Genomic DNA, 26,148 nt, shown 5'->3' with positions numbered 1-26,148 from the left:
CCAACGCGCATCCGCCTGGGAACGGTTGTACAAGAGAGGTCTCAAGCCCTTTCACCGCGCTTCAGTCGCAGCTGCATTCTCCGTCCACGTCCACATCTTTGCAGGAGATGGTTGCGCCGTCTTTGCAGTGCAGTTTTCTCAGCTTCACTGTGCATACGTCGGCGTATTTGCAGTTCAAATCAATTTCGCCGCCATGCACCGATATTTTCTTGTAGGTGACGTTTTCAATGCTGGAGCGGGCGTTTTTATCGCATTTGCTGCTGCCAGGGTCGTCACAGTGATCGTTGTGGTAGTCCGTTTTGATCTGGATCGGATTGCTGGAAATGCGCTTCACCAGACTGTCTTTGAATTTGATGTTTTCCACTTTGCCGTTAGCGTATTTCTGCATTTTAATGCGCAAGCCGAAGTGTGAGTCCATCACCGTTACATTCTCGACTTCCACATCTTTGACCACGCCGTTCATCGCAATGGAGCCGATTGAAAGTCCATGGCCGTTGTGACAGGTCACGTTGGAGATGCGCACATTGGACGAGTTAGCCTTGACGGCGATGCAGTCGTCGCGACTACGAACTTCTGAGTCTTTGATGCTGATGTCGTCCCCGCTGATATCCATGCCGTCCAGATTGCAGGAGCTTTTTGAGCCGTTATGGTGCGTGTTGACCGTGACGTCCTCAATCTCGATGCCGCCGCGGGAGTGTTCGACATGCAGGTTGAATCCAGGCCCGTGGGACAAGGTAATGGACTTCACTAACAGATTCTTGGAGCCTTGCAGGTCCATCATGATGGGCCTGACTTTGCCGTCATAGTCGCCACAGTCCTTATCGCCCATCCAGGTGTTATTGCGACCGTCGATCTCGCCATCCCCGGCAATGACCACGTTTTCCAGATTTTCTCCTTTAAACAGAGGCGGAAACCGCTTCTCGCCTTTGGGTATTGGCGGCCAGTCATCCTTGGAGGGCGCTTTCAGCTTATGCAGAATATACAGATTCAGGTTGCTGCAAAGCTGAATCGGCACATCCTGGCCATCCACTTTGGAGTCCTGATCGTCCATGAAGACGAACTTTTTCACCGAATCTCCCACCGCGCAGCAATTAGCGATAGCGGAAGGCAAGTTGTAGTTATAGTCCGACGCATAACAACACATGTTTCCCTGCTCCGAGCAAACTGGATTTTCATCCGCCTGCGCGAGACCGCTCCACAAGAAAACAACAACAGCGAGTAGTTTTATCCCTATCATCCTGTTCATGATGACTCCCTCTTCCTGCCATTGAGTGTTTGAGGTTGTATCCTTGGAAATGGCGTGTCGTCCTAGGCGACGCGCTCTGTTTCATCTCCTTTCATAGATGGATGAACAAGGCTCTATTATCTCCTCCCCATCTTCGCCACGTCACACATCGATTAGACGCATTGCGCATAAAACGCCCAAGGCTATAGCGGGATTTTCTATGGGGCCAGTCGTAGCCATAAAAACCAAACGGGGAAACACTGCGGCCAAGCTGGCTTGCCAAACCGCAGTGTTTTTAAGGAGAGGTCGCCCCCTCCAAAAGCGTGACTAGAGCGAATTCAGGAAGTGTTTCAGGGCGTCCCGGTCAGCCGGACTTAGCGCCTCGTAGTTCTGGCGGCTGCCGGCGGCTTCGCCGTCGTGCCAGAGAATCGCTTCGTCCAGGGTTCTGGCGCGGCCGTCATGCAGGTAGCGCACGTTTTCCTGGCCGCCTTGCACAAACTTAAGGCTGCCCAGCCCCCACAACGGCGGCGTGCGCCACATGGACGCCACAGCGTCGCCCTGCGGCAGGGTGTCGGCCAGGCCGGCGCCCATATCGTGCAACAGAAGATCCGTATAAGGGTGAATCGTCTGGTTGCGCAGTTCCGCCATCGGATGCGTGCTCCCGGTCTTCAGGGTCGCGGTGTGACAGGCGACGCAGCCCGATTGCGCAAATACGTCTTTGCCCTGACTGATGCGCTCTGGATCAACGTCATGCTCTGGCGAGACCCGAATCCCGTCGGGATAACCACTGCGCAGACTGCGCTGCGCCGGCACGCCTAACAACGCCAGATACTGACCGACGCGATCCAGCTCAGCGTTGTCGATATGGGTGTCGGCGGCGTTGTCATGGCAGTCCGTTTCGGTCTTCTGACAGGAGCGCGATGGGTAGGTCGGCGTGGTGACGCCCATGTCCTGCAGGAACGCGGTCCCCACCTGATGACGCAGGCTCAGTTTGGAAGCCTTCCAGCCAAAGCGTCCCAATTGCACCGCGCCAGTCTCGGGGTTCTTGATCCAGTTGGGCTGACCGCGCACGCCATCGCCGTCCGCGTCATTTTCATCCACGCCCGCTAGAATCGTCGCCTCTGAAACGGCTTCCAGCAACCCCATGCCGATAACCTGCGGCGCCTGGCGTACGGAGTACAGTTCTGGCGTCGGTCCCTGGAAGGTGTAGTAAGGTTTGCGCAATTCAACCACTTCACCGCCATTCAGTTCCTTTGTGGTCACTTCATAGTGGCTGAGATTGACGGCGTAATTCTCCTGCCCGGCGTCTTTGGATTTCTGCAGTACATTGAAGCCATAGAATGAATCAGGCGCTGCGCCGTCCTGAGAGCCAAACGCCGCCGTCAGCACCGAATAGCCTTCCAACGCCTGTCCCGCCTGAGCGGGTTGGCTGCGGCCATTGCTCTGGTGACAGCCGATGCAGCTCTCGTTGTTGTAACGGGGTCCCAACTCGCCGACATGCGCGCTGAACACCGGGTTGGTGTCGGAGAATTCAGAGTGTTTACCTGATGAGAATGAGGTGTGGAACAGGCGTCGTCCTTCTACAAAGCGCTGGCTGTTCTCGATGCCGATGTTGTTGGCCATCTGCTGAAACATCCGATGGGGTTCTTCGGAGTAGTTGTAGGACACACTCGCCTGACCGCCCAACAGGGTGTCCGGCGGCAGCGGTTCAGAATCCAGATTAGGAGCGATTCCGTACCAGGGACGCATGCCCTTGCCCACCACATAGAGCTGCTCAAAGGAGTAATAGCGCTCTCCGCCGCCGTCGATCACCGGCGTCAGCAAACGCGGCGCCGGAGCCAGCTCGATCTTGTCGCCAACCTTCAATGGGCTGTGCGGCGAGGTGCGCCAGTTGGAATTAAAATCCATCATGCATTCGCGCTTACCAGCGTGACAGATGGGCTGCCCTCCCTCATTGGGATTGTTGAAGCCGTAGTTGAGGGACCAGCCGAAGTCTTTCACGTTCGGATTTTCGATGTTGCGGAACAAGCTGAAGGTCGTGCCGCGGAAGGTATTGGCGTTCACATGCAGCCAGACTTCAATTTTATCGCCGCCGGCGGGAACCGAGTCGCGAATCTCCAATCCGAAGGTGCGGTTCTGGAAGTAGAAAGGCGGGAACGTGAGATAACGCCCCGGCCCCTGATCCGGCGCATCCCAGGGCTCACCCCGTTCACGGGCGTGGCGCTCGGTGGGTCGGGCGCCCATCAGGGTGACCAGCGTACCGTCCGCATCCACATACTGAATCCGTTCCAGCACCTCCGTGCCTTTGGGATACAGCGGTGCGAAGGCGGCGGGCAGGTTATCCGGCAAATCGGGTTCATCCGGCTCGTCGGGACCGTTTGGATCACCGGGCCCGTCAGGTTCATCAGGATCGTCCGGCCCTGACAGCGGCGTTCCGTAGACCTCCAGGTCGAAAATGGAATATCCCCAGGCATTGCCGCGGCTGCGCTGGGTGGCGAAGATTCGCACGTAGCGATAGTCCCCACTGACATCCACCGTATCGGTGCGATCGCCAAACACGCCGCCGCTCTGGGCGGAAAGCGTGGTCCAGTTTTCGTTATCGTTGGAGCCCTGGATTTCGTAGGTTTCCGGGTTCGCCGCCTCCCAGTCGATAACGACCTGCTCCAGGCTGCTCGCCCGCCCCAGATCCACGGTCAGCCAACTGGGCGACACGCCATGATTGGATTCCCAGCGGGACCGGCTGTCCGCATCCACGGCCAACCTCGCCTGGCGCAGCTCCGTGCTGGCGAACGTGTTTTTACCCGCCGCCAGATTGACGGCGGCCTGCGCGGCGGGAAATGACGACGCCGCAGCGGCGACGCCGATAAGTGTTCTGGCGAGCTTGCGCCGAAGCGCATTGTGGCACGAATCATTCGTATACATATTGACCTCCTTTTAACGCTCCCGTTCTTTGTTTTTTTCTAAGTTGTCTGAGTCTGGGCATAAAAAATTCACAGCGGTAGTTAAGTGATAGCCGAACAAGTGACAACGCTTTCATTTAGATCTCAAGCGATACAAAAAACAAATACAATACCGGCTTAAATTAATATATTTTTGGCATCTCTTGCGTCGCCAGTCAGTATTTGAACGCCCTAGACATGAAAACGCTTGCACAAGACAAAGCTAACAACCCGCCATATCTCAAACTATCGCCCGAACGGACGAGATAGCGGAAGTCTCACGGCCAATAAGCCACTGATCTTAAAAGGACAAATGACACTTACTCAGCTATTGCATTCTTCATCACCCTACAAAAATGTAATGCGAAGAACTGGCCGGCGAACGGTTTATAAATCGCATTATTTAAAGCCTGAAATTAATCGCCATGAGAAATTAACTAGACTCAACAAAACAGGACAAAATGTTTCGTTGATAGATGCAAGGAAAAGAAAGGAAAAAATATGTGGAATGAACTGGAAAGAGTGATGGCCTCACTCAGAAATACAACGCCTCTGTATACCACGCCCTACTTTGTAGATATCCCCGGCTCTACGTCGAAGGGCCAGCGCGCCATCAAAATTGTGGCCTCGGAATCACCGCTTCGTTTCAATTTTGTGCTGGGCGATGGCGCCAACTCCAGAACCGTAAAGTGGTTGCCATGGGAGGAAGGCGGCGTCACCAAATTGAAGCTGAACCGGGAAGGCGCCGACTATTGGTTCGTCACCGCCGCGTTGTCCGGTTGCTCTGTTGGTTTTGATCGTAACAAAGGCGAAGTCTTTCACCTCAACGGCGGCTACAGCGATATTCCCGCCGACTTACGCCAGACCAGCGACTTCCTGTGTCCCCTGCAAAGCGCCACCGGATTAACCCTGGACGCCTGGGCGCAAGGAGCCGGCGTGCGCTCCAATACGAACAGCAATATCACCCAATACGGCTCCATAAGACGCAAAGACGCCGTCCCCGCCCGCCCGGCAAAAACCACTGGTCCCGCATTCTTGCGCAGAGCCCGCCCAGCCGAACCCGCCAAATACATGACCGACATCGCCCGCGCCACCGTCATCGGCCGGGTAAGCGGCGGAACCCTCACCCTCGCCTACCAGGACATCTCCGAACAAGGCAAACAACTTTACCCCTGGTATGAAATCACAACGGCCGTGTTGGCCTAACGGAGAGAGCGGCAGGAGCATTTGAGCAAGTCGGATTGGCAAAGCGCTATCCGGCTTCTTGCTCTCCCATAACGCTAGTGTCGGAAGGCGCTGCGCTTTTCCAACCTACCTAGCTATAGGTTGTTCCTTCATTGTAGGTTGGATAAGCGCAGCGCCATCCAACAAACCGCCACTGCCATTGAGTGGGCATGGGTGAGCTAGAGCCATGCCTCTGCAATCCCAAAAACTGGTAAAAAATAGCAACTTCGCCAATGAAAACAGGTTGCTGTAGCTGTTACATGTGGGTATAAGGTTCCTCACGTCAGCCTAGACGAACTTAATGGCATGCTGATGAAGTATCAGACTCAACGTTGGGATTCTGCGCGAACAGGTATGAAGTAATGGAGATTAAGTTTTGCTCACAGTGTGGTGAAACTATGAGATGGCGATCACCCGAGGGAGATAATCGCAACCGCTTTATTTGTGATAAATGTAATTTTATCCACTATCAAAACCCTAACATCGTCGCTGGTTGCATTGTTTACAAAGAAGACTCCGTACTACTTTGCAAAAGAGCTATAGAACCTCGGGCCGGGCTTTGGACTCTACCCGCAGGCTTTATGGAAAATGGAGAAACGACGAGGCATGCAGCCGAGAGAGAGACCTTTGAGGAGACTGGAGCAAGAATCTCCGCCGAAGAGCTTTTCGCAATTACAAACTCGCCTCATGCAAATCACGTCAATATCTTTTACCTCGCAAAGCTAAAAGACAGTCGCTTCCATCCAACTAGCGAAAGCTCAGAAGTTCAACTATTCAAAAAAAGCGATATTCCTTTGGATAACATTGCGTTTCATACAGTTAAGGTTGTACTAGAGCTTTTCTTCCGTGATGTGGAACGAGGAAATTTCAGCCTACATGAAATAGATTTTTAATTATTTAATACCTTGCCAGTCGCAAGGAACATTCTCCTGGACATAACCAAATAATATTCTAGGCAAGGTCTCCAGACTAAACGCCGCAATTAAAATTCAAATGTAGGTTGGATAAGCGCAGCGCCATCCGGTTACGCATTCCACAAGGGCGCCTACCGTCTCTTTATAAGAGTCCTTAGACTGGAAACGCGTAAATTTATCTGCCGACACAGAATAAATTTACACATAAACATACATCCACCTATTAATAATCTGTAACTTTCATACTACAAATACCAATACGAGAAAGCACTAATAAGATCCGTACTGCTCATGCGGCAAGGATGACCAGAAATTTGCCAGAAGACTAAAGGTAGGGTTATTTGCCTTCTCTGCTAACTTTAACATCGCTTTTTTCGCATCAGAAAACCTCCAGCCATTAGAGTTCAAACTCATCCAGGCTCCTGCAAAATTAGAGTCTTCCAACAGTTGGTAAAATAAAGGCTCCTGATCATCTGTTTTTAACCAGTATGGGGACTCTTCCAGCGTCGAGACTTGTGGCTTCAGATTTTCATCAAACTCTGTTAAGCATGTTTTTGTCAGCAATTCTTTGGAAAAAATCATATTTTTATTCGGGAAATCACCTTTATAACCTGAAGAATCAAGATGAAAAGGAGGGTTTCTTTTGAATACGTCCAGCCGCATCAAACAAGCTTTATCGTCACCATAATCTTCATAAAGCTCATTTAGCTCATCGAGCCCTTGAATAGAAATAGCAGAAGCTATATGTCTTAATTCATCGCTTACTCCATCTTCAGAGACGATATCATCAAAACAAGCCAGATATAGTAGCTGGTCTAGAGATCTAGCTATCTCGCTGTGCAAGTATTCAACCTGAGGACGCTCAATAACGATGGTTGTTGACCGACGGCAAAACCAATGCTTCCAATAACCAACCATCCGTCCGTTATCTCGCCACAAGGGTATTAACCCTGGTAAAAACCCATAAAGCTCCGGGTTTTGCTCAACAAAAAACGGCAATGCTATATCGCCAGCTGCAATTTCAGAAGCAAGCAATGGGAATCCCATATTTATTAACAACGATTTGTAATCCATTACGCCACTTTCAAATGCAATTCACAGCCAGGCAGACTCTGTCGAATATACGCTGCTGTATCTTCTTTAATTTTTGTTCTGGTAACGTCTAAATATTCTAGTCCTTTCAGGTTTGCCAGCTTAATAATACCAAGGTCAGTTAGGCTTCCGCTAAGTATTTGGAGCTCTTTCAAACTAGAAATCATGGCAATATCGCTCATAGCTTCATCGACCAAGTCATTCCCAGTCAATTTTAAAACAGATAAATATTTAAAGTCATTTAAGTATTTAATAGAGGCATCAGAAATTGGAACTCCCATCAAGTGAATCTCTTTCAACTTAAGATCTGATAGGCTATCTAGGAAGCTACCGTCAACCTTTTCGCATGAGACAAGCTTGATAACCCTTATATCATGTAAGAATCTTAATTTTCGTAGCAATTCATCTGTCAGCCTTGAATTAAAAGGGTTTGTTCCATCGTAAAAAATCATGTCATAACTAGAGATATAGGCCGCCCCATATTTCTCCAGTTCTGACAACACCCAATCTCTATAATCAACCATATTTAATCCCTCAGCTATTCAAGAATCTCAAACCTTAAACACTCTAACCGCCCAGGTTTAAGTTCTTCCGGGAGCCAATTCGAGAGCCGCGTAAGTTATTCATCAGCGGCATTCATCCAGGGGTAGCAACTCATATTGGAAACTCCTTATTTGATTGACTGTTTCTGCCGAGCATCGCCGTGGAACGAGATATCGTAAAGTAAACGTAGGTTGGATAAGCGTAGCGCCATCCGACAGCTGAATCCACGTAACCTCATTTGTTGGAAGGCGCTGCGCTTTTCCAACCTACGACCCTTCAATATGTACCTCCTATCTGGCTCGATGCACAACGCCCCGGATCGCCCAGGCTTTCGCTTTTAAGGGGATGGTTCCATCTGGCTGTATGGGGAGTGTTTCTCTTAATTTGTCCGCTATGGCGTTTCTTAGATCGTCTGAGAGGGAGGCGATGTAAGTGGGGGCGGGTCCGGTTGCGCCGAGGAAGGGAAGCCAGTAGTCGTCGAAGTGGGTGAAGAGGGTGGGTATTTCCACGGCTTCGCATTGGATGTCATCAAGGCCGGATTTGGTGAACAGTTCGATGAGTTTCTCGGGATGACAGAGAGGAAAGCGATAGCCTTCGTCCAGTTCTTTCGCGGCGTGATCTTGCGCTGTCGCCGCATCCCAGAAGTAGCGTAGAAACTCCAATCCCTGAGCGTAGTCTCATACGCAGGCGGAGACGATAGCGCTTGGGGCGGCGATGGTCTGCATTTCGCGAATAGCGGCGTCTGTATCCGGGAAAAAGTTCAGTGCAAACATAGACGCGACGCAGTCAAATCCTTCGGGACGATGTGGCAGATTCCCTACTCCCGCCGCTGTAAATGACGCCGGCATCTTCAACGTCTGTTCTCGGGCGAATGCGATAAAGGGTTCTGCGGGATCGCAGCCAATGACAGAGGCAGATTGCGCGGCATTGCAAATCGCACGGGTCAGCGCTCCCGTACCGCAGCCTACATCCAGCCAGTGCAGTCCAGGCGGCGCATTCAGCCAGGACACGTATTCTAAGGCGATGCGTCGGCTCCAACGCCCCATGAATGCTTCATAGCTCGACGCCGCCGCCCATTTGTCATCCGTATTCGCCATGGCTTTCACGCCTCACGCAGCATTTCAAGGTCGCCCCAAGATGTCCCCGCAACGAAGCAGGCCGTTTCACGTTAAGACTCGCTGGAGTTGTCCACCAGATCACCCACTACTTGGGAGACGTATTCCGCGCCTTTGAAAATTTCCTCGATGATTCGGGAGGCTTCCGCGATCAGGTCCGCGTTCTTGCCGGCCTGTTTCGTCACTTCGACCATGCTGTCGCCCGCCTGCAGCACCAGTTGGTTATTGCGATCCACCATCTGGTTGATTTCCTCCGTCGATTTGGTCGTTCTGCCCGCCAGAGATCGCACTTCATCCGCCACCACGGCGAAGCCCCGGCCATGCTCCCCCGCTCGCGCGGCTTCGATAGCGGCGTTGAGGGCCAGCAGGTTGGTCTGTTCCGCGATGGATTTGATGGTGGTGACAATATTGGAGATCTGGTTGGACTGCTCATTCAGATCCTCGACGAGTTTGGCTGAACGTCCGATATCCGTGGAAATCTTCTCGGAGTTGGCCAGGTTTTCCTTGAGGATGCGCGCGCCTTTCTGGGAGACCTGCGCGGTTTCCACGGAAGTGCTGTGGGCGACTTCAGCGGCTTTCTGAACCGCTAACTGGCGTTCAATTCTTTCCGTCACGTCGCTGGCGACCTTGGTGATTTTGACCACCTTGCCCCTATGATCGAATACGGGGTTATAGGTCGCTTCTATCCAGACGGAACGCCCCTGCTTGCTGATGCGGAGGAACAAGCCGTTTTTGATTTCGCCGTTCGCCAGCTCGCGCCAGAAATTGGGATTTTCTCTGTAGAAGTCGTCCGGGCAGAATATCTCATGGTGCTTGCCCTTGATTTCCTTCAGGTCGCTATAGCCTAACGCTCTGATGAAGTTTTTATTGGCGTTCAATATAGTCCCGTCCGGCTTGAACTCAATGACTGCGTTAGAGCGATCGATAGCCTTGATCAAAGCCTGATTATGCGCGGACTGCTCATGATCTTTGGTGACGTCGTTGGCCACCTTCATGACGCGCATTACCTGTCCGTCCTGAACGATAGGAATGTAAGTCGCTTCCAGCCACACGTCCGAACCGTTCTTGTGGCGGCGCCTGAATGTCCCCCGCTTGGGAACGCCCTTGGCCAGATCCGCCCAGAACTGGCGATATTCCGGGCTATCGACAACGTCCTCTGCGCAGAAAATGCGATGATGTCGCCCAATGATCTCGTCCAGCTTATATCCAACACTCGCCAGAAACAGTTCGCTGGCGTCCAGAACCTCCCCGACGGGCGTGAAATAAATGGTGGCGCAGGACTTCGCGATACTGCCCAGTTCAGCTTGCAACGCTTTGGCTAGATTGTGGGCGTCGTGTTGTTGCTGTTTGTTTTTCTTGGTTGAGAACATATAACGCCATACCTCAAATGATTGACCTATCGTTCAGTTTGTATGCAACGGCGGACACTTCAATCATAGAACAAACCGTCGTCTTTGGTAGGCCGCCCATTCGCGCAGGCCGGGTGAGCGGGGCCAACGGCGAAACTCTTTCTGTGAGCCGTACAGTATTTATACGAGGCGCTGTGGTGTGCGGACCTTCGCTGTTGGAAGGCGCTGCGCTTTTCCAACCTACCTGGCTATAGGTCGTTTCTTCTTTGTAGGTTGGATAAGCGCAGCGCCATCCAACAAGCGGCTATCCAACAAGCAGTCCCTCAACAAACTGCCACCCAACAAACCGCCGCCCATCTGCGTCCCGCATTCGCAATTGCCGGCGGGTTCGGCGTACACTCCCTGTCATATTGTCCGTGGCCGTTCAATGGCTTGCAGCCGGAAACCGAGGAGAATCAGGTATGTACGTAGGCGTGGATTGTGGGACTCAGGGAACCAAAGTGGTGGTGCTGGACCCGGAGCGGGAAGTCATCCTGGGAGAGGGTTACGCGCCTCATGCGCTGATCAGCGACGCCAATGGCCGCCGTGAGCAGCATCCCGACTGGTGGACCCAAGCCTTCGTCGACAGCTACCGGCAGGCGCTTGAGCGCTCTGGCGTCAACAGTCGTCATATTCGCGCTATCGGCGTATCCGGACAGCAGCACGGACTGGTGGCGTTGGACTCTCATGGTGAGGTGATTCGGCCAGCGAAGCTGTGGTGCGATACGGAAACCGCGCCACAGAACGCGGCGCTGCTGGATCAGATGGGCGGCGAGCAAGGCTCTCTCGAACTGCTGGGACTGACGCTCGCCACCGGCTACACCCTCTCCAAGCTGCTCTGGCTGCGTCAACATGAGCCGGACGCTTTTCAACGTATCGCCCATATTCTGCTGCCTCACGACTACCTCAACTACTGGCTGACCGGCGAGATCGCCGCCGAATACGGCGACAGCTCGGGGACCGGGTATTTCGATATCCGCGCTCGGCGCTGGGTCCCGGAAGCCCTCGAACTCATCGCCCCCGATGGACGCCTGGTCAGCGCCTTGCCGCCGTTACTGCAGGCGCAGCAACCCGTAGGCAAGGTCAGCCCCGCCATCGCCCGCTTGCTGGGTCTGTCGGATAACGTGTTGGTGGCCAGCGGAGGCGGCGACAACATGATGGGCGCCATTGGCACAGGCAATATAGATGAAGGAGTGGTGACCCTCAGCCTGGGCACTTCCGGCGCGCTTTACGCCCATTCAAACCGGCCGCCAAAACAAGGACACCCATCCCTGGCGGCGTTCTGCTCCTCCAGCGACGGCTGGCTGCCCCTGATATGCACCATGAATCTGACGGCGGTGGTTAATCAGGTGCGAGGTCTGTTCGGCTACGATCTGGACCGCTTCAACCAGGAAGCGGCGCAAGCGCCCATCGGGTCTCAGGGCGTCACCCTGCTGCCGTTTCTCAATGGCGAGCGCGTGCCGCCGCTTCCCGATGCGACAGGCAGCTTATTGGGCCTGAATATGCAGAACCTGCAACCCGCCAATGTTTGCCGCGCCGCGCTGGAAGGGGTCACCTTTGGGCTGCGTTACGGTTTGGACCTTTTGCGGACATCCGGCATCCATTGCCAGGAAATCAGATTGATCGGGGGCGGCTCGAAAAGCCGGTTATGGCGTCAAATGGTGGCGGACATGATGAACGCCCGCGTCATTTGCCCCCAGGTTGGCGAAAGTGCGGCATTGGGCGGAGCGATTCAGGCGGCCTGGTGTGACGCGCACGCCCAGGGCGACGGCATCCGTCTGCATGACCTGTGCCGGCGCTTTGTGAAACTGGATGAAGGCGCCGCCGTATCGCCAACACGGGAAGCCGTCGAGACATACGAAAACGCTTATAAGTTGTACAGAACAAGGTTGACGACTATACACCCAATCACCTAACCACCAGTTTCATTCATACTTTAAGTTTCATGCTTATCTATCTGTTTATAAAGCAGTTATCTTCCAACTTTGAATTGTCGCCGTTTCATCATTCCGCTATGCTTGCTCTTTCCCTTTTGCGAAGGCAAGCATAGCCATTGGGGCGCTTAACCCCGCCCAATCACCGTTCCCGCGCATGGATAAGGAGTATTTATGCCATTTGATGAAAAATCGTACTGGGAGCATTGGGCGCTATAGCGCTTTCCTCTCACTCCTAACTTTATACAAAACATTAAGTATCAATCTTATGTTATTGTTTTTTAAATACAAACCAAACATAACCGTTACCCAAAGCCATGTCCGCTCCCGACTTTCCAGCTTTCCCCCTCTTTGACGCCCACCGCGAGTTCGTCAAGCTCCCTCTCGGCCTCGCCATGCTGGACGACTACCCGGACAGCAGGCAATTTCTCGCTCGGCTTAAGGAAACCATTCCCGGCGTCAACGAGGACTTCATCAGCGCCCAGCGTTTTCTGAAGAGCTATTCCCGTAAAAGCGAGAAGACTTTCACCAGTTTCCGCAATGAGGTGGAGCGTTATCTGTTGTGGGCCTGGACGGTGGAAGGCAAAGCGGTGTCCCAGCTTCGTCGCTCTCATATCGAGAATTACTTTGACTTTCTGCATGCTCCGCCAACAGGCTGGATTGGCTCCGGCAGCGTGCGCCGTTTTGAGTTTATTGGCGGACAGGGCCTGTTTCGCAGCAATCCGCTGTGGCGGCCTTTCGTGATAAGGGAGGCGGCGCGTTCGACCAACGATTCCAAGCCGGACAGCAAAGACGCCGTCGCTTCGGCGAAGAACGATAAGAAGGACAAAAAGGACATTCTGCAGCCGGAAAAGAAAGGTTACCGCCTGAGCAACAGCGCCACCGCCCTGGCCTATTCCGCCATCAGCGTGTTTTATGATCATCTGGTGCAGGAGGACATCGTTCTCGGCAATCCTATCCCCGGTATCCGCAAAGCCTCGCCCTACCTGATCAAGGACGCGCAGGTGAAACAGATCAAGCGCCTGTCTGAATTGCAATGGGAGTATGTGCTGGAAACCCTGAAGGAAAAAGCCGAGGAGCAGCCAAGCTATGAGCGCACTATCTTCATTATCGCCTGCCTGAAATCTCTGTACCTGCGTATCTCCGAACTCTCCGACCGCCCTAAATGGACACCCATGTGGGAGCATGTGTGGAAGGACCATGACGGTAACTGGTGGTTCAAAGCCTTCGGCAAAGGCCTCAAGATCCGCGATGTCTCTGTTTCCAGCGCCATGTGGGAGTACATCCGTCGCTACCGCGAGCATCGCGGCCTCACTGCGTCGCCTTCCCCCGGCGACAAGGAGCCGTTGCTACAGAAAATGCGCGGCGGCGGCGGGCTCACCAGTCGACAGATCGCCCGTTTGGTACGGGAGGCCTTTGAGCTGGCCTATCACCGTATGATGAAAGACGGCTTTGAAAATGACGCCGAGGAGCTGCGCAAAGCCACCACCCACTGGCTGCGTCACACTGGCGCCTCTCAGGACATCGCCAACCGTCCGCTCAAACACATGGCGGACGACCTCGGTCACGCCAGCATGGGAACGACCGACCGGGTGTATATTCAGTCCGACATGAAAGAGCGAGCCGCCACCGGCCGCTCGCGCAAGGTTTAGAGGCCTCTATTTCAAGGCCTCAGAACATATCTGGCTTAATTGCTCTTGCTGACCTTGAACCAGTTGATGTTCCAGCCCCCGGACAGCGCCTTGATACCGAATTGCAATTGTCCGGCGGGCAGGTTCACTTTGTGCTGCACCGTACGCCAGTTCTGCCAGGCTCCGGTGGCGGGAATGGACAGGCTGCCATAGACCGGACTGCCTCCGGCTTTCTCCAGTTGCAGTCTGCCGCCGCCATTCAGGCTGGCTACCCGGTATTCCACAGTGTAAGTTCCCGCCTGTGGAATGTTCACCGCCGCGTAGGACATCCAGTCATTGGCGTCGATATAACCGACATTCTGGCCGCCGCCCGCGTCGGTGGTGGGCTCCACCTGCACGCCGCTCATATAGGTGTAGTTCTCCGCCTGAACGGTGATGCCGCCAGGGGTCGGGGGGTTACCGCCGTCGACAGTCTCCCAGATGGTTTTCATCAAAGAGGTATCGTCACGGGTATCCTGGGAAATTTCCCAGAACATGACGCCGCCCGCTTCGGATAGCGCCAGCTCGGTCTTCGCCCGGATAGTCGGCTGCCCGTTATAGTCGAGGCCGCCAGCGTCATCCCGTTGCGCCGCGCCGGCGCCGTAGCGGGCGATCACGTCTTTATAGGCCACCCAGTCTTTATGGGAATAAAACGGCACGCCCAGCACCGCTTTGTGCTGAGGCAGGCCTTCGTTGAATTTCCAGTGAGTCAGCGCGTTCTGTGCGTGTTGATAGGTGGAATGCGGATAACCCAGGTCATACACCATCAGGTTGAGGAAATCGACGCTGTTGATGACGTCTGCGTCTACGCTGCCGGGGAAGTCCGACGCAGTGACCGCCGCAGTCAGAATCTTGTTGCGGCTGTGCAGCGCCGCGCCCAATTCCCGCATCAGAATTTTGAAGTTATTGGCTTCGGCGCCGGCTTCCGGGTATTCCCAGTCCAGATCTACGCCATCCAGGCCGTAGGCGTCCACCATGTTCATCAGGTTGCGGATAAAGTTGGCGCGACTGCCGCTGTTGCCGGACAGCGCGGCGAAAGCGGAATCATCGCCGTTATTCCATCCGCCCACGGCGATCTGCACTTTCACCCCGGCGCCATGGGCGCGCTGCACCAGCGTGCGCAAGCGCTGCTCCCCGCCTTCCAGAGGCTGCAAGCCGCCATTGGCGGTGGGTATGGCGAAGGAATAGTTGATGTGGGTGACTTTATCGTAGGGGATGCTGTTTACGTCCCCCTGCCAGGTTGGAAAGTATCCCACAACTTTGAATTCAGCCATCGCCGGCGCGGCGATCATGGCGGTGGTCAGCGCGACTGCCGATACAATGTGTTTGAGCTTGATAGCCATAATTATCACCTGTCCTTTTAAGGTCATGTTTGTCGTGCTGGTCGGATGGAAGGCGCTTGCGGCGTATTTTTCGGTTTTAGTATTAGCTTTTGATTTCTGCTGATCGCCCGAGTTTATTGAGAGAGCGACAATGCAAGCGCTTTCATAACATACTCAATCATTACGGATAAGGTAATCACTCAAAAAGCCTATAACCGGCATAAGTCAGGCTCGTTTCACCGGTATTTGCAGATCCCCTTCTGACAAATAAAAGACGCTTAAAGCATCAAAAGATCCAGCGGGAAAAATGCGTAATTCTTTCAACAGTTTTTGCAAGGCTTACGCTCGGACCTTTTGTAACCGGTTCTTTTTACTGACAAAAAAAACACCCAATGCGGCCCTCACCCCTTTGAGTTCAAGGTTTGTAAGAGGTTGGCCCAGCGTTTGCTCAAGCCTTATTGACAGTATGAGTAGTAAACCTTCAAACAGGATATTGATTAGAGGAAATAACCATGAGCGACGTAATTACAGGTATGTTTAAAGTTCCCACTAACGCCAGCGCGGCGATTCATATGTTGGAATACAAAGGGATCAAGTCAGATGACATCTCACTGGTGACCAACAGCAACTTCACCAAAGACAGCTTCGCCCTGACCGAGCACAGCAAACTGCCGGAAGGCGTGGCGGTTGGCGCGACCACCGGGGGCGTACTGGCGGCGGTGGCAGGCGGCCTGACCGCAGTGGGCGCGGTCGCTACAGCGGGCGCAGGCCTGTTAGCGGCGGGCCCCTTTGTCGCTGCTCTGGCAGCGGGCGGAGCCGGCGGCGCTGTGGGCGGCCTGATCGGCGGAGCCATCGGCCTGGCGATCCCTGAGCACGAGATAAAATACTATGAAGACGCCATCAAAAAAGGCGCTGTCCTGGTCGGCGTCCGCTACACCAGCGACACCAAGGACATGATCAAAGACGTGTTCAAACAATTTGATGCGGACAAAATAGCCACCGCATAAGCGCACGGCACACAGGCTTTTGGGAATTTCTTGAGGTCTGTGTGCGCTTTTTTACTGTCATTTCATCAAATAGCCCCCCATATTCAACACATCTTTCGCCTCTCTCCTTAAACCATAATTGACAGCATTTGCGGTTGGCGGCTCGATCAGTTAAACAAGCAAAAATCAAAAGACGCTACTTTCATACAAAGAAAACAAATAGAAATAGGGTACCCTATTGATATTACTTTCTTAGATCAGGAAATAGTTATGAGCCTACATACAGGCCTTCTCATGATTAAGGGCGACGGATTTAGCCTACCCTCGATATTTGAACATTTCGACTATGCGGCCAATGAAGCCCCACATAAAGCAGGCACGTTGGAGGCGGCTGGCGATTATGTAAAAAGCCACCACTCTCATGCCCCTGAAAAAAACTATTTATAAAGAAGTCGCCTCAATAAACGGCTGGACAGTCATTTTGGACTCAGATTTATGCATGACCGAGGACACAGATAGAATCAGGTCTATTAGTGAGAAACTAAATACGCCTGTTTTCTCTATGGTATGCGAAAGCGTCTCTGGTACTTATGGCTTTTCATATACTGACCAGGGTGTTCACAGATCCTACTGTTTGGAAGGCGGAACCATTATTGAAGATATAGGCCAACCTATCCCACAAGAACGTGATATCAAACTAACGGAACTATTCGAGACTGACGTTATAGGCTTATTGAGCCGAATAGGCGTTTCAAGTTTGGACATTCAGAACCACTCAGACTTTGAAGTGTGGGAACTTGAATATACAAACCCTCTGGAAGAAAACCATCTTCATACCTCCCTTCCCTCAAGCAAAAATCCTTGGTGGAAGTTTTGGAAAAATTGAAATATTCGCCGACTTGTTGTGCTGCGCCAATTCAAGAAAGCCCGCACAAACTATTAAAAGCCAGCCCAAATACTGGGCTGGCTAAAAGCTTTCTGAACGCCTTATCCGTCGCTTCTGCCCCAATACCGCAAGGCTCTGGCGCTGGTCAGGAAGTTTTCTATATCCGCTTTTTTTGACAGGCTGAACATGGCTTGGTCGCATTGGCGGCCGTTTAGCAATTGTTCCACTGTCTCTTGCAGATTACTGGAGTACGCGATGTATTTGCTGTGCCGGTACGCATCTTCGATGAAATGTCTGGCTGCTGGCGTCGTGGTGAACAGGCTCCGTTGTTCATCGCTGACAATCACTACGACGACGTCGTACAAAGCTGAGGGACCGCCTTCGTAGGTTTCGTCGCCGGTGATGACTTCGCCATCGCTTAATGTGGTTCCCTGAATGGCGGGAGTGATCAAGTCATAATCCGCGCCCTCTTTTTTAAGTAGACGCTTCAAGTTTTTCAGCAGCTTGTTATCGGCGCCGTTGGACAGAAAAACGCCAAACGTGCGCCCAGCCAGCGTCGGCTGTGAGCTTTTATTTATGCTCAACGCATCTGAAACAGGTAAGTCCATAATGGGTTTCCTGGCCGCCGGGGCCGGTTTAGGCAGAGTACTGATCCCTAATTTGCTGGCGACGTTTTTCGCCAGTCCCCGGTCAATATTAAGCAAGTGTGAGACCATTCTTTCCCGAATGTCGCTACGCTCCACCTTGCTTAATTCAAACAACAGGGCGTCAGCGATATGCGCCTGTTCCACGTCGGTTTGACTGCGGTAAAACTGGTTGGCCTGGCTGTAATGGTCACTGAAGGTTTCGCTGCGCTGTCGGACTTTCTCCCCCGTCATCGGTTCCGGATAGCTGACGTAGCCGGTTTCGCTATCCTCGCGCGGCCCGCCCTGCTCGCCTCCCCAGCTATTCGGCTCGTAGTTGGCGCGTCCCGCGCGGTTGTGCATGGCCATATGTCCATCCTGCATGAAGTTGTGCACCGGACACTTGGGCGCATTGATGGGGATATGGGTGAAGTTGGGCCCGCCCAGGCGTTTAAGTTGGGTGTCCAGATAAGAAAAATTGCGCCCCTGCAGTAGCGGATCGTTGCTTTGATCAATGCCGGGGACCAAATTCTGGGTGCAGAAGGCGACCTGTTCCGTTTCCGCAAAGAAGTTGTCGACCACCTTATTGAGCACCATTCTGCCGACAATTTTCACCGGAACCTGTTCTTCAGGAATCAGTTTGGTGGCGTCCAGCACGTCAAACTCAAACTGTTCGGCGAACGCCTCATCAAACAGCTGAACGCCCAGTTCCCAGGTCGGATAGTCGCCTGACTGAATCGCATTCCACATATCGCGCCGATGGTAATCCGGATCGGCGCCGTTAATACGCAGCGCTTCGTCCCAGGTTACCGACTGCATTCCCTGCGCCGGTTTCCAGTGAAACTTAACGAAGGTGGATTTGCCTGCGGCGTTAATAAAACGGAAGGTGTGCACGCCAAAGCCTTCCATAAAACGCAGGGATCGGGGAATGGTGCGGTCGGACATGATCCACATCACCATGTGCATACTTTCCGGGGTCAGGGAAATAAAGTCCCAGAAGTTGTCATGCGCCGTCTGCGCCTGCGGAAAGCCCCGGTCCGGCTCTGCTTTCGCCGCGTGAATCAGGTCGGGGAATTTCATCGCATCCTGAATGAAAAATACGGGAATATTGTTCCCCACCAGATCCCAGTTGCCTTCCTGGGTATAAAACTTCACGGCGAAGCCGCGCACATCGCGGGCCAGATCGGCGGAGCCTTTGTTGCCCGCCACCGTGGAGAAACGCGCGAACACCGGCGTCTTGAGCCCTTTGCGTTTGAACAGACTGGCGCAGGTCACGCCATCCAGGGTATCCAGCGTTTCAAAGTAACCGTGAGCGCCGAAACCCCGCGCATGGACTACCCGCTCAGGAATGCGTTCATGATCGAAATGAAACAGCTTTTCCCGCAGTTGCCGGTCTTCCAGCAAGCCCGGTCCGCGCGCGCCGCCGCGCAGAGAGTTCTGATTGTCGGCAATCGGCGTCCCTTGCGGTGACCTGAGCACAGGCGCACTCCGGGACTCTTGATGTATTTCTCCGCCCTTCCCTACATTTTCTTTGTAACTTTTACTTGCTTTAACGGATGTGGATTTTTTTATCGCCATGATCATTTTCCTGAATTCTGTCCCTAAGTACTGGAGTTGTAAGAAGTACGGGGGGTTGTAAGAACTTGGCGGTAACCTGTTGGAATGGTTAAACAAAACCGCCCTTAACTCACCATGAACAGGGGCAAGAACCGCACCAGGTCAGACAATGACTGGGCGGCGCAGGGAAATTGGCGCAGGAAGCTTGATAAAAAAGCGCCGCTAACACAGCGGCGCAAAAAGTGAGGTTCAATTCAACGCGGGATCAGACCGGCAGCCCGGCGCTGGCCACCCAGCCGGGGATGGTGGTGTGGTCGATGAGTCGTTTCACCTCGCGGTTCTTGGTGGCGAAGGCGAACACGTCGATGGTGTCGCGGCTGACGCAAGCGAGCACCGCGCCGGTCTGGTAACTCATCAGTTCGTCCTGCGTCAACTTGCCCAGGCTGTCCCATTTATAAAGCAGCTTGCCGCCTCTGGCCTTGAAGTATTCAGTCGGGTCCGCCAGCCTGCCGCCGCCCCGGTAGGCGTGCACCGCGTGCAGGTATCCCAGCGGTCCCCGGAACAGATAGAACACGCAGCCGGAGAAGCTGTCGGAATAGATATAGCCGGGCGCCTCCAGGTCGGCGAAGGTCGCCTGACGGTCGCGATACTTGATGTTCACCGCATCCGCCCCTTCCGGTCCCGGCACAGACTTCAGAAGCACTTCATTGTCGCCAAACTCCACTTTCGCGTGAGTGAAGTTGTCCATCATGCCGTCCCGTTGCGGGGCCTGAATGATTTGCTTGGACACCAGCTTTTCGTTGGCTGCGTTGTACCAGACCAGCCCGCCGTTGCGGATCACCTGGCCCACTCGTTCTGCATTAACAGTCATGCGTTATTTCCTTGAAAATTAAAACGTTCCACTTGGAGTTACCGCGTCTTGGGAACGACGCCGAGACTTCCGACAGGCGTCAGCGCCGCTAGTTCCCTTACCGCCTTCTGATCGTTCTTTTCCGGTTGCGACGATAGCCCGTGGTTTCTGCTAAGCTTCGCAAACAAAGTCAAAAAGCGACGGAAACGCTGAATTCGGAAAAGAGCGACGTCGACTCACCGGTTAGCGCCGTTGACCTTCGGCGGACCGTCATAGAATCGTCATATAGCTTCAATAGCCTTGTCGTATTTTTGGAATAGACCAGAAGAATCTTTGATGGAAAAGCAGATCGACAACCATTACCGCTACCTGCAACAGCACTTCAGCTATCTGATCCGCCAGCAAGCGCTCCTGCCCGGAGAGAAGCTGCCCTCTGAACGGGATATCGGGGAACGCTTCAATCTCACTCGCATGACCGTACGCCAGGGATTGCAGACACTGGAGGCCGAGGGATTGATCTATCGCCAGAATCGCCGCGGCTGGTTCGTCTCGCCGCCGGCGGTGGTGTACAACCCGGCGCGGCGGCAGAGTTTTATTGAGTACGTGTCCAGTCAGGGCTTTGAGCCCAGCACCGACCTGATCGGCGTCACCGTCAATCCTGCGGATGCGCGCATGGCGGAGCTGATGAAAGTCGACAAAGGCGCGCGCCTGTTGTTCTTGCAACGCCGCCGCTCCATTGACGGGCGTCCCGTGTTGATCGAGCACATCTATATCAACACGGCGCTGCTGCCCGGCATCGAAAAAGAAGACATGTCACAGTCTCTAACCCACCTGCTGCGCAGCAAGTATGGGCAGGCCTATCACAGCATGAACCTGACGTTTAAATCCACCGCCCTGCAGGAAGACGCCGCCCGCGAACTGGGCGCGGCGGCGGGCCTGCCCGGCCTCCATATCGAGCGCACCAACTACGACGCCTCCGGCCGGGTATTGGAGTTAGACTACGAATACTGGCGTCACGACGCTGTGACGATCCAAATTGACGTAATCGACTAATAATTCTGAAAAGCCAGCCGCCTCGCTATGGCGGCCAATCCCAGCACTGCCGCATCCATACGCCGGTTAATCATAAAGTTCTTAAAAACGTCACCTTTCTGCAACATTCAGTCGCTACCGTTGCTTCTGGTATAGACCAGAAGCAACCTCCAACCCTCACCAAGGAGACTGAAAATGACGTTGAAGTATCTGTTGAAGCGTGTGAGCGTCCTGGCCGGCGCAGCTCTGTGTTCCCTGGCGGCCCAGGCGGCGACCACTGAATTGACCGTATATACCGCAATCGAAGCGGAAGACTTAAAGAAATACGCGGCGCGCTTCAATGAAGAGCATCCGGACATCAAAATCAACTGGGTGAGGGATTCCACCGGCATCATCACCGCCAAACTGCTGGCGGAGAAAGAAAACCCGCAGGCGGACGTGGTCTGGGGCCTGGCCGCCACCAGCCTGATGCTGCTCAACGACGAAGGCATGCTGCAGTCCTACAAGCCCAAAGGCTATGACGCCCTCTCGCCAAAATTCCGCGATAACAATGCGGCGCCAGTATGGACCGGCATGGACGCCTGGATGGCGGCGGTGTGTTTCAACACCGTGGAAGCGGAAAAACTCAATCTTCCCAAGCCTACTTCCTGGAAAGACCTGACCAAGCCGGAATATCAGGGCCATATCATCATGCCTAACCCCAACTCCTCCGGCACCGGCTTCCTGGACGTAAGCAGCTGGCTGCAGATGTTCGGCGAAGAAAGAGGCTGGCAGTATATGAGCGACCTGCACCAGAACATCAGCCGCTACACCCACTCCGGCTCCAAACCCTGCAAAATGGCCGCCGCCGGCGAAACGCCCATCGGCATCTCCTTCGCCTTCCGCGCCGCAAAGTCCAAGAAAGACGGCGCGCCGCTGGACATCATCTTCCCACAGGAAGGCCTAGGCTGGGACATGGAAGCCACCGCCATCGTGAAAGGCTCCAAGAAAATGGACGCCGCCCAAACCCTGGTGGACTGGACCGTCTCCCGCAAAGCCAATGAAACCTACAACGAAGGCTACGCCGTCGTCGCCATGCCCGGCGTCGCCAAACCAGTGCAGTACTTCCCGGAAAACGCCGAAGCCCTGATGATCGACAACAACTTCACCTGGGCCGCCGCCAACCGCGAACGCATCCTGGCGGAATGGCAAAAACGCTTCGACGGCAAGAGCGAAGCCAAGTAGTCAGCGCTAATAGGACACCCACTTTAAGCACCAATACCGTTCGTCCTGATCCTGTCGAAGGACGGCCGGCAAACCCGGCCTAAAGTGGGTGTCCGTTTAATGATTTTGATGATGACTGCAGTTAGCAGGACACCCATAAGAGCGCTTCGACAGGCTCAGCGCGAACGGGTGAGCTTGGGATTGAGTTTTAGGGATAAAAGGCTGCTTGAAGCAGTGTTTTTAGTCGGACACCCACTTTAAACGCCCCTCCTCGTCCGTTCTGAGATTGGGGTTAAAAGTGGGTGTCCATTTAACACCGCCGTTCGTCCTGAGCCTGTCGAAGGACGGCCGACAAACCCGGCCTAAAGTGGGTGTCCGTTTAACGACTTTGATGATGACCGGAAGTTAGCAGGACACCCATAAGAGCGCTTCGACAGGCTCAGCGCGAACGGGTGAGTTTGGGATTGAGTTTTAGGGATAAACAGTTGTTTCGAGGGTGTGTTCTTAACCGGACACCCTCTTTAAACGCTCTCCCCGTTCGCGCTGAGTTTAGGAATAAAAGTGGGTGTCCATTTAACACCACCGCTCGTCCTGAGCCTGTCGAAGGACGGCCGACAAACCCGGCTTAAAGTGGATGTCCATTTAATGACTTTGATGATGACTGCAGTTAGCAGGACACCCATAAGAGCGCTTCGACAAGCTCAGCGCGAACGGGTGGGTTTGGGATTAAAAGTGGGTGTCCATTTAGCTTCAGCGGACGCCGGTTAAATTTTGATAGACAGAACAAGAGTAATTAAAGATGTCCAAGTCCCCCGCACCTTATCTGCAGCTGACCGATATCGATCAATATTTCGGCGATTTCCAGGCGTTGAAATCTGTTTCGCTGTCCGTGAATGAAGGCGAATTCGTCTGTTTTCTGGGACCTTCTGGCTGCGGTAAGACCAGTTTGCTGCGCATCATCGCTGGACTGGATGTCCTCAGTGCGGGACAAGTGACGCAGGGCGGACGGGACATCACTCACGCGCCGGTGAAAGCGCGGGATTTCGGCATTGTATTTCAATCCTATGCCCTGTTTCCCAATCTATCCGTAGCGGATAACGTCGGCTACGGCCTGAAGTCCCAAGGCGTGAAAGCGGATGAGCGTCGCCAGCGGGTGCGGGAGCTGCTGAGCGTAGTGGGCCTGGACGGCAGTGAAGAGAAATATCCTTCGCAACTGTCTGGCGGACAGCAGCAACGGGTCGCCCTCGCGCGGGCGTTGGCCACTTCTCCGGGTTTGCTGCTGCTTGATGAGCCCCTGTCTGCGCTGGACGCCCGCGTGCGAGCGCATTTGCGTCAGGAGATCAAACAGCTGCAGGCGCGGCTCGGCGTGACCACCATTATGGTCACCCATGATCAGGAGGAAGCGTTGACTATGGCGGACCGCATTGTGGTGATGAACCATGGCCGCATTGAGCAGGTCGGCTCCCCTCAGGATATCTATACCCATCCCCGCACGCCTTTTGTGGCGGAGTTTGTGGGAGAAATGAACTTTTTGCCGGGCCGCGTCGGCCCCAATCACTCACTGCAGGCGGGCCCGGTGACCTTGCAGTGCGCCCGCGCTGCGGATATGTCGGAGTCCTCCTCGGTCAAAATCGCTGTGCGTCCCGAGGATATCCGTCTGCGTCTGAACGGCGACCGCCACAATGTGCTCAGCGGTAGCGTGCTGGAAATCCAGTTTCTCGGTTCCCGGGTCCGTTCGCGTCTCGCCTTGGACAGCCAAAACGCGGTGTTGGTGGCGGATATTTCCATGAATGAGATGGCGGAGTTGGGATTGCGTCAGGGCCAGTCCGTGGAGTTTCAATTACCTCGTGATCGCCTGCGCCTGTTCGCGGAGGCGTCATGAGTAGAGCGACCATGAGCCTGCCAGCCCGCCCCCGCGTCATCCTGCCGTCCATCACACTACGTCGCAGCCGCGACGAATGGGCGCTTGGCGGCGCGATGCTGATTGGTCTGCTGGCTTTGCTGGCGGCGGTGGCCGCCCCCTTGTACGCCCTGCTGTCGAAAAGTCTGCAAAACCGGGCGGGGGATTTTATCGGCCTGGAAAACTTCATCGCCTACGCAAATACCCCCTCGCTGGTGGCGTCTATCGGCAACTCGCTGACGATCGCCTTATTGAGCACCGTCATCGTAATTACCCTGGCGTTCGTGGCGGCCTATTCGCTGACCCGCACTCGCTTGCCCGGCAAAGGCGCGTTCCGTATGGCGCTGGCGGCGCCGATCCTGGCGCCTTCGTTATTGCCCGCCATCAGTCTGGTGTATCTGTTCGGCAATCAGGGCGTTATCAAAACCTGGCTGTTAGGAGAAAGCATCTATGGTCCGATCGGCATTGTCATCGGCTCCTGTTTCTGGACCTTTCCCCATGCCCTGATGATTCTGGTGACGGCGCTGTCCAATACCGACGGACGCCTGTATGAATCCGCTTCCGCATTAGGCGCGTCGCCCATTCGCACGTTTTTTACTGTTACCCTGCCCGGCGCAAAATACGGCCTGATCAGCGCCGCCTTCGTGGTATTCACCCTGGTTATCACGGATTTCGGGGTGCCCAAGGTCATTGGCGGCCAATACAACATGCTCGCCACGGATATTTATAAGCAGGTGATCGGTCAGCAGAACTTTCAGATGGGCGCGGTGGTGAGCGTGATTTTATTGCTGCCGGCGATTCTTACTTTCCTGGCGGATCGCTGGGCGCAGCGACGCCAATCCGCTGCGCTGACCTCCAAAGCCGCGCCCTGGACGCCGCCTCGTCGTCCTTGGGCTGATAAGGGCTGCACGCTTTTTATGCTGCTGCTGACGGCGACCATCCTGGGCGTCATCGCCATGGCGGTCTACGCCTCACTGGTGACGTTCTGGCCCTATAACCTGAGTCTCTCGCTGAAGAACTATCAGTTCGACCTGATGGACGGCGGCGGTTGGGAGGCGTACTGGAACTCCATACGAATGGCGACCTATACCGCATTTTTCGGCGCTATTTTCATCTTTTTCAATGCCTATCTGGTGGAGAAGCTGCAAGGCTTCCGCCCCTTGCGCGCCCTGTTCCACTTTATCGCCATCCTGCCGCTGGCGGTGCCTGGCATGGCGCTGGGGCTGGCGTACATCTTTTTCTTCAACGCGCCGTCCAATCCATTGAATGGTCTGTACGCCACCATGGCGATCCTGGTGATCTGCACCATCGCGCACTTTTACACCGTCTGTCATCTCACTGCGGTGACCGCCCTGAAACAAATCGATCCGGAGTTCGAGGCCGTGTCCGCCTCGTTGAAGGCGCCGCAATTATTGACGTTCTGGCGCGTGTCTTTGCCGGTATGCCTGCCGGCGGTATTGGAGATAGGCGGTTATTTGTTCGTCAACGCCATGACCACCGTGTCCGCCGTCATCTTTCTGTATTCCCACAACACCATGCTGGCGTCCGTGTCCGTTCTGAACATGGACGACGCCGGGGACATTGCTCCTGCGGCGGCGATGGCGGTCATGATCATGCTGACCTGTCTGGTCGCCAAGCTTCTGCAATGGCTGCTGGGCGGACTGTTACTGCGTCGCACCCAGAAATGGCGCTGCGCCTGAAGACCGCGATGGCGTCCCCAGGATTTTCTCTTTCGTTTTTTGAGG

General features: G+C 54.3%; 21 protein-coding genes. 11 read left to right on the top strand and 10 right to left on the bottom strand.

Annotated features, from left to right (window positions below; genetic code table 11):
- Positions 1-61 precede the first annotated feature (61 nt).
- Both ONV78_RS16755 and ONV78_RS16750 read right to left on the bottom strand, forming a co-directional pair.
- Positions 62-1,246, bottom strand: a complete 1,185-nt coding sequence (locus ONV78_RS16755) for a glycosyl hydrolase family 28 protein (protein WP_216738100.1) — start codon at positions 1,244-1,246, stop codon at positions 62-64.
- 306 nt (positions 1,247-1,552) lie between these two features.
- Positions 1,553-4,147 (bottom strand): di-heme oxidoredictase family protein, encoded by a 2,595-nt coding sequence (locus tag ONV78_RS16750; protein WP_279504805.1) that lies wholly within the window; start codon positions 4,145-4,147, stop codon positions 1,553-1,555.
- A gap of 518 nt (positions 4,148-4,665) precedes the next feature.
- On the opposite strand from ONV78_RS16750, the gene ONV78_RS16745 reads away from it, so the two are divergent.
- A complete protein-coding gene (locus ONV78_RS16745) occupies positions 4,666-5,370 on the top strand; it encodes a hypothetical protein (RefSeq protein WP_279504803.1) in 705 nt (234 codons plus the stop codon).
- A gap of 380 nt (positions 5,371-5,750) precedes the next feature.
- Positions 5,751-6,281, top strand: a complete 531-nt coding sequence (locus tag ONV78_RS16740; protein WP_279504801.1) for an NUDIX hydrolase — start codon at positions 5,751-5,753, stop codon at positions 6,279-6,281.
- A gap of 291 nt (positions 6,282-6,572) precedes the next feature.
- Here ONV78_RS16740 and ONV78_RS16735 read toward each other — a convergent pair whose 3' ends face one another.
- The 5 genes from ONV78_RS16735 to ONV78_RS16715 all read right to left on the bottom strand — a co-directional run bounded on the left by ONV78_RS16735 (position 6,573) and on the right by ONV78_RS16715 (position 10,422).
- Positions 6,573-7,376 carry a hypothetical protein gene (locus ONV78_RS16735; protein ID WP_279504800.1) on the bottom strand — a complete coding sequence of 268 codons (804 nt, stop codon included), beginning with the start codon at positions 7,374-7,376 and terminating at the stop codon, positions 6,573-6,575.
- Positions 7,376-7,918 (bottom strand): hypothetical protein, encoded by a 543-nt coding sequence (locus ONV78_RS16730; RefSeq protein ID WP_279504798.1) that lies wholly within the window; start codon positions 7,916-7,918, stop codon positions 7,376-7,378. The genes ONV78_RS16735 and ONV78_RS16730 overlap by 1 nt, the downstream gene beginning before the upstream one ends.
- Positions 7,919-8,227: 309 nt before the next feature.
- Positions 8,228-8,599 (bottom strand): hypothetical protein, encoded by a 372-nt coding sequence (locus ONV78_RS16725; RefSeq protein WP_279504796.1) that lies wholly within the window; start codon positions 8,597-8,599, stop codon positions 8,228-8,230.
- Between the two features lie 15 nt (positions 8,600-8,614).
- Positions 8,615-9,034, bottom strand: coding sequence for a class I SAM-dependent methyltransferase (locus ONV78_RS16720; protein WP_279504794.1), 420 nt, complete (start codon positions 9,032-9,034; stop codon positions 8,615-8,617).
- A gap of 71 nt (positions 9,035-9,105) precedes the next feature.
- Positions 9,106-10,422: a PAS domain-containing methyl-accepting chemotaxis protein gene (locus tag ONV78_RS16715; RefSeq protein ID WP_279504792.1), complete on the bottom strand. Its 1,317-nt coding sequence runs from the start codon at positions 10,420-10,422 to the stop codon at positions 9,106-9,108.
- 440 nt (positions 10,423-10,862) lie between these two features.
- On the opposite strand from ONV78_RS16715, the gene xylB reads away from it, so the two are divergent.
- Together xylB and ONV78_RS16705 are read left to right on the top strand one after the other, a co-directional pair.
- Complete coding sequence (xylB, locus tag ONV78_RS16710) at positions 10,863-12,356, top strand: xylulokinase (RefSeq protein ID WP_279504790.1); 1,494 nt, start codon at positions 10,863-10,865, stop codon at positions 12,354-12,356.
- Between the two features lie 335 nt (positions 12,357-12,691).
- Positions 12,692-14,026, top strand: coding sequence for a site-specific integrase (locus ONV78_RS16705; RefSeq protein WP_279504784.1), 1,335 nt, complete (start codon positions 12,692-12,694; stop codon positions 14,024-14,026).
- 35 nt (positions 14,027-14,061) lie between these two features.
- Here ONV78_RS16705 and ONV78_RS16700 read toward each other — a convergent pair whose 3' ends face one another.
- Positions 14,062-15,387 carry a glycosyl hydrolase family 18 protein gene (locus tag ONV78_RS16700; RefSeq protein WP_279504783.1) on the bottom strand — a complete coding sequence of 442 codons (1,326 nt, stop codon included), beginning with the start codon at positions 15,385-15,387 and terminating at the stop codon, positions 14,062-14,064.
- A 491-nt stretch (positions 15,388-15,878) separates the two neighbouring features.
- On the opposite strand from ONV78_RS16700, the gene ONV78_RS16695 reads away from it, so the two are divergent.
- From ONV78_RS16695 to ONV78_RS16685, 3 genes are all read left to right on the top strand, one after another.
- Entirely contained in the window at positions 15,879-16,373 is a 495-nt protein-coding gene (locus tag ONV78_RS16695; protein WP_216738110.1) for a hypothetical protein, read from the top strand.
- A 249-nt stretch (positions 16,374-16,622) separates the two neighbouring features.
- Positions 16,623-16,799 carry a hypothetical protein gene (locus tag ONV78_RS16690; RefSeq protein WP_279504781.1) on the top strand — a complete coding sequence of 59 codons (177 nt, stop codon included), beginning with the start codon at positions 16,623-16,625 and terminating at the stop codon, positions 16,797-16,799.
- A complete protein-coding gene (locus ONV78_RS16685) occupies positions 16,774-17,238 on the top strand; it encodes a hypothetical protein (RefSeq protein WP_279504780.1) in 465 nt (154 codons plus the stop codon). The genes ONV78_RS16690 and ONV78_RS16685 overlap by 26 nt, the downstream gene beginning before the upstream one ends.
- 101 nt (positions 17,239-17,339) lie before the next feature.
- On the opposite strand, the gene ONV78_RS16680 is transcribed toward ONV78_RS16685, so the two are convergent.
- Positions 17,340-19,340 carry a catalase gene (locus ONV78_RS16680; protein ID WP_279504777.1) on the bottom strand — a complete coding sequence of 667 codons (2,001 nt, stop codon included), beginning with the start codon at positions 19,338-19,340 and terminating at the stop codon, positions 17,340-17,342.
- A gap of 343 nt (positions 19,341-19,683) precedes the next feature.
- Positions 19,684-20,289 carry a hypothetical protein gene (locus tag ONV78_RS16675; RefSeq protein ID WP_216738112.1) on the bottom strand — a complete coding sequence of 202 codons (606 nt, stop codon included), beginning with the start codon at positions 20,287-20,289 and terminating at the stop codon, positions 19,684-19,686.
- A 315-nt stretch (positions 20,290-20,604) separates the two neighbouring features.
- On the opposite strand from ONV78_RS16675, the gene phnR reads away from it, so the two are divergent.
- The 4 genes from phnR (at position 20,605) to ONV78_RS16655 (ending at position 26,103) form a co-directional block, all read left to right on the top strand.
- Positions 20,605-21,321 carry a phosphonate utilization transcriptional regulator PhnR gene (gene phnR, locus ONV78_RS16670; RefSeq protein ID WP_216738113.1) on the top strand — a complete coding sequence of 239 codons (717 nt, stop codon included), beginning with the start codon at positions 20,605-20,607 and terminating at the stop codon, positions 21,319-21,321.
- 174 nt (positions 21,322-21,495) lie between these two features.
- Entirely contained in the window at positions 21,496-22,524 is a 1,029-nt protein-coding gene (locus ONV78_RS16665; protein WP_216738114.1) for a putative 2-aminoethylphosphonate ABC transporter substrate-binding protein, read from the top strand.
- 778 nt (positions 22,525-23,302) lie between these two features.
- The gene (locus ONV78_RS16660) at positions 23,303-24,385 is read left to right on the top strand and encodes a putative 2-aminoethylphosphonate ABC transporter ATP-binding protein (RefSeq protein WP_279504775.1); all 1,083 of its coding nucleotides are present in this window, start codon (positions 23,303-23,305) and stop codon (positions 24,383-24,385) included.
- Positions 24,382-26,103 (top strand): putative 2-aminoethylphosphonate ABC transporter permease subunit, encoded by a 1,722-nt coding sequence (locus ONV78_RS16655; RefSeq protein WP_279504774.1) that lies wholly within the window; start codon positions 24,382-24,384, stop codon positions 26,101-26,103. Before ONV78_RS16660 ends, ONV78_RS16655 begins: the two co-directional genes overlap by 4 nt.
- Positions 26,104-26,148: the final 45 nt, after the last annotated feature.

This window comes from Hahella sp. CR1 (genome assembly GCF_029813005.1).
GTDB lineage: Bacteria > Pseudomonadota > Gammaproteobacteria > Pseudomonadales > Oleiphilaceae > Hahella.
The sequence above is the reverse complement of the archived record's forward strand: the minus strand, read 5'-3'. Positions and strand labels throughout refer to the sequence as shown.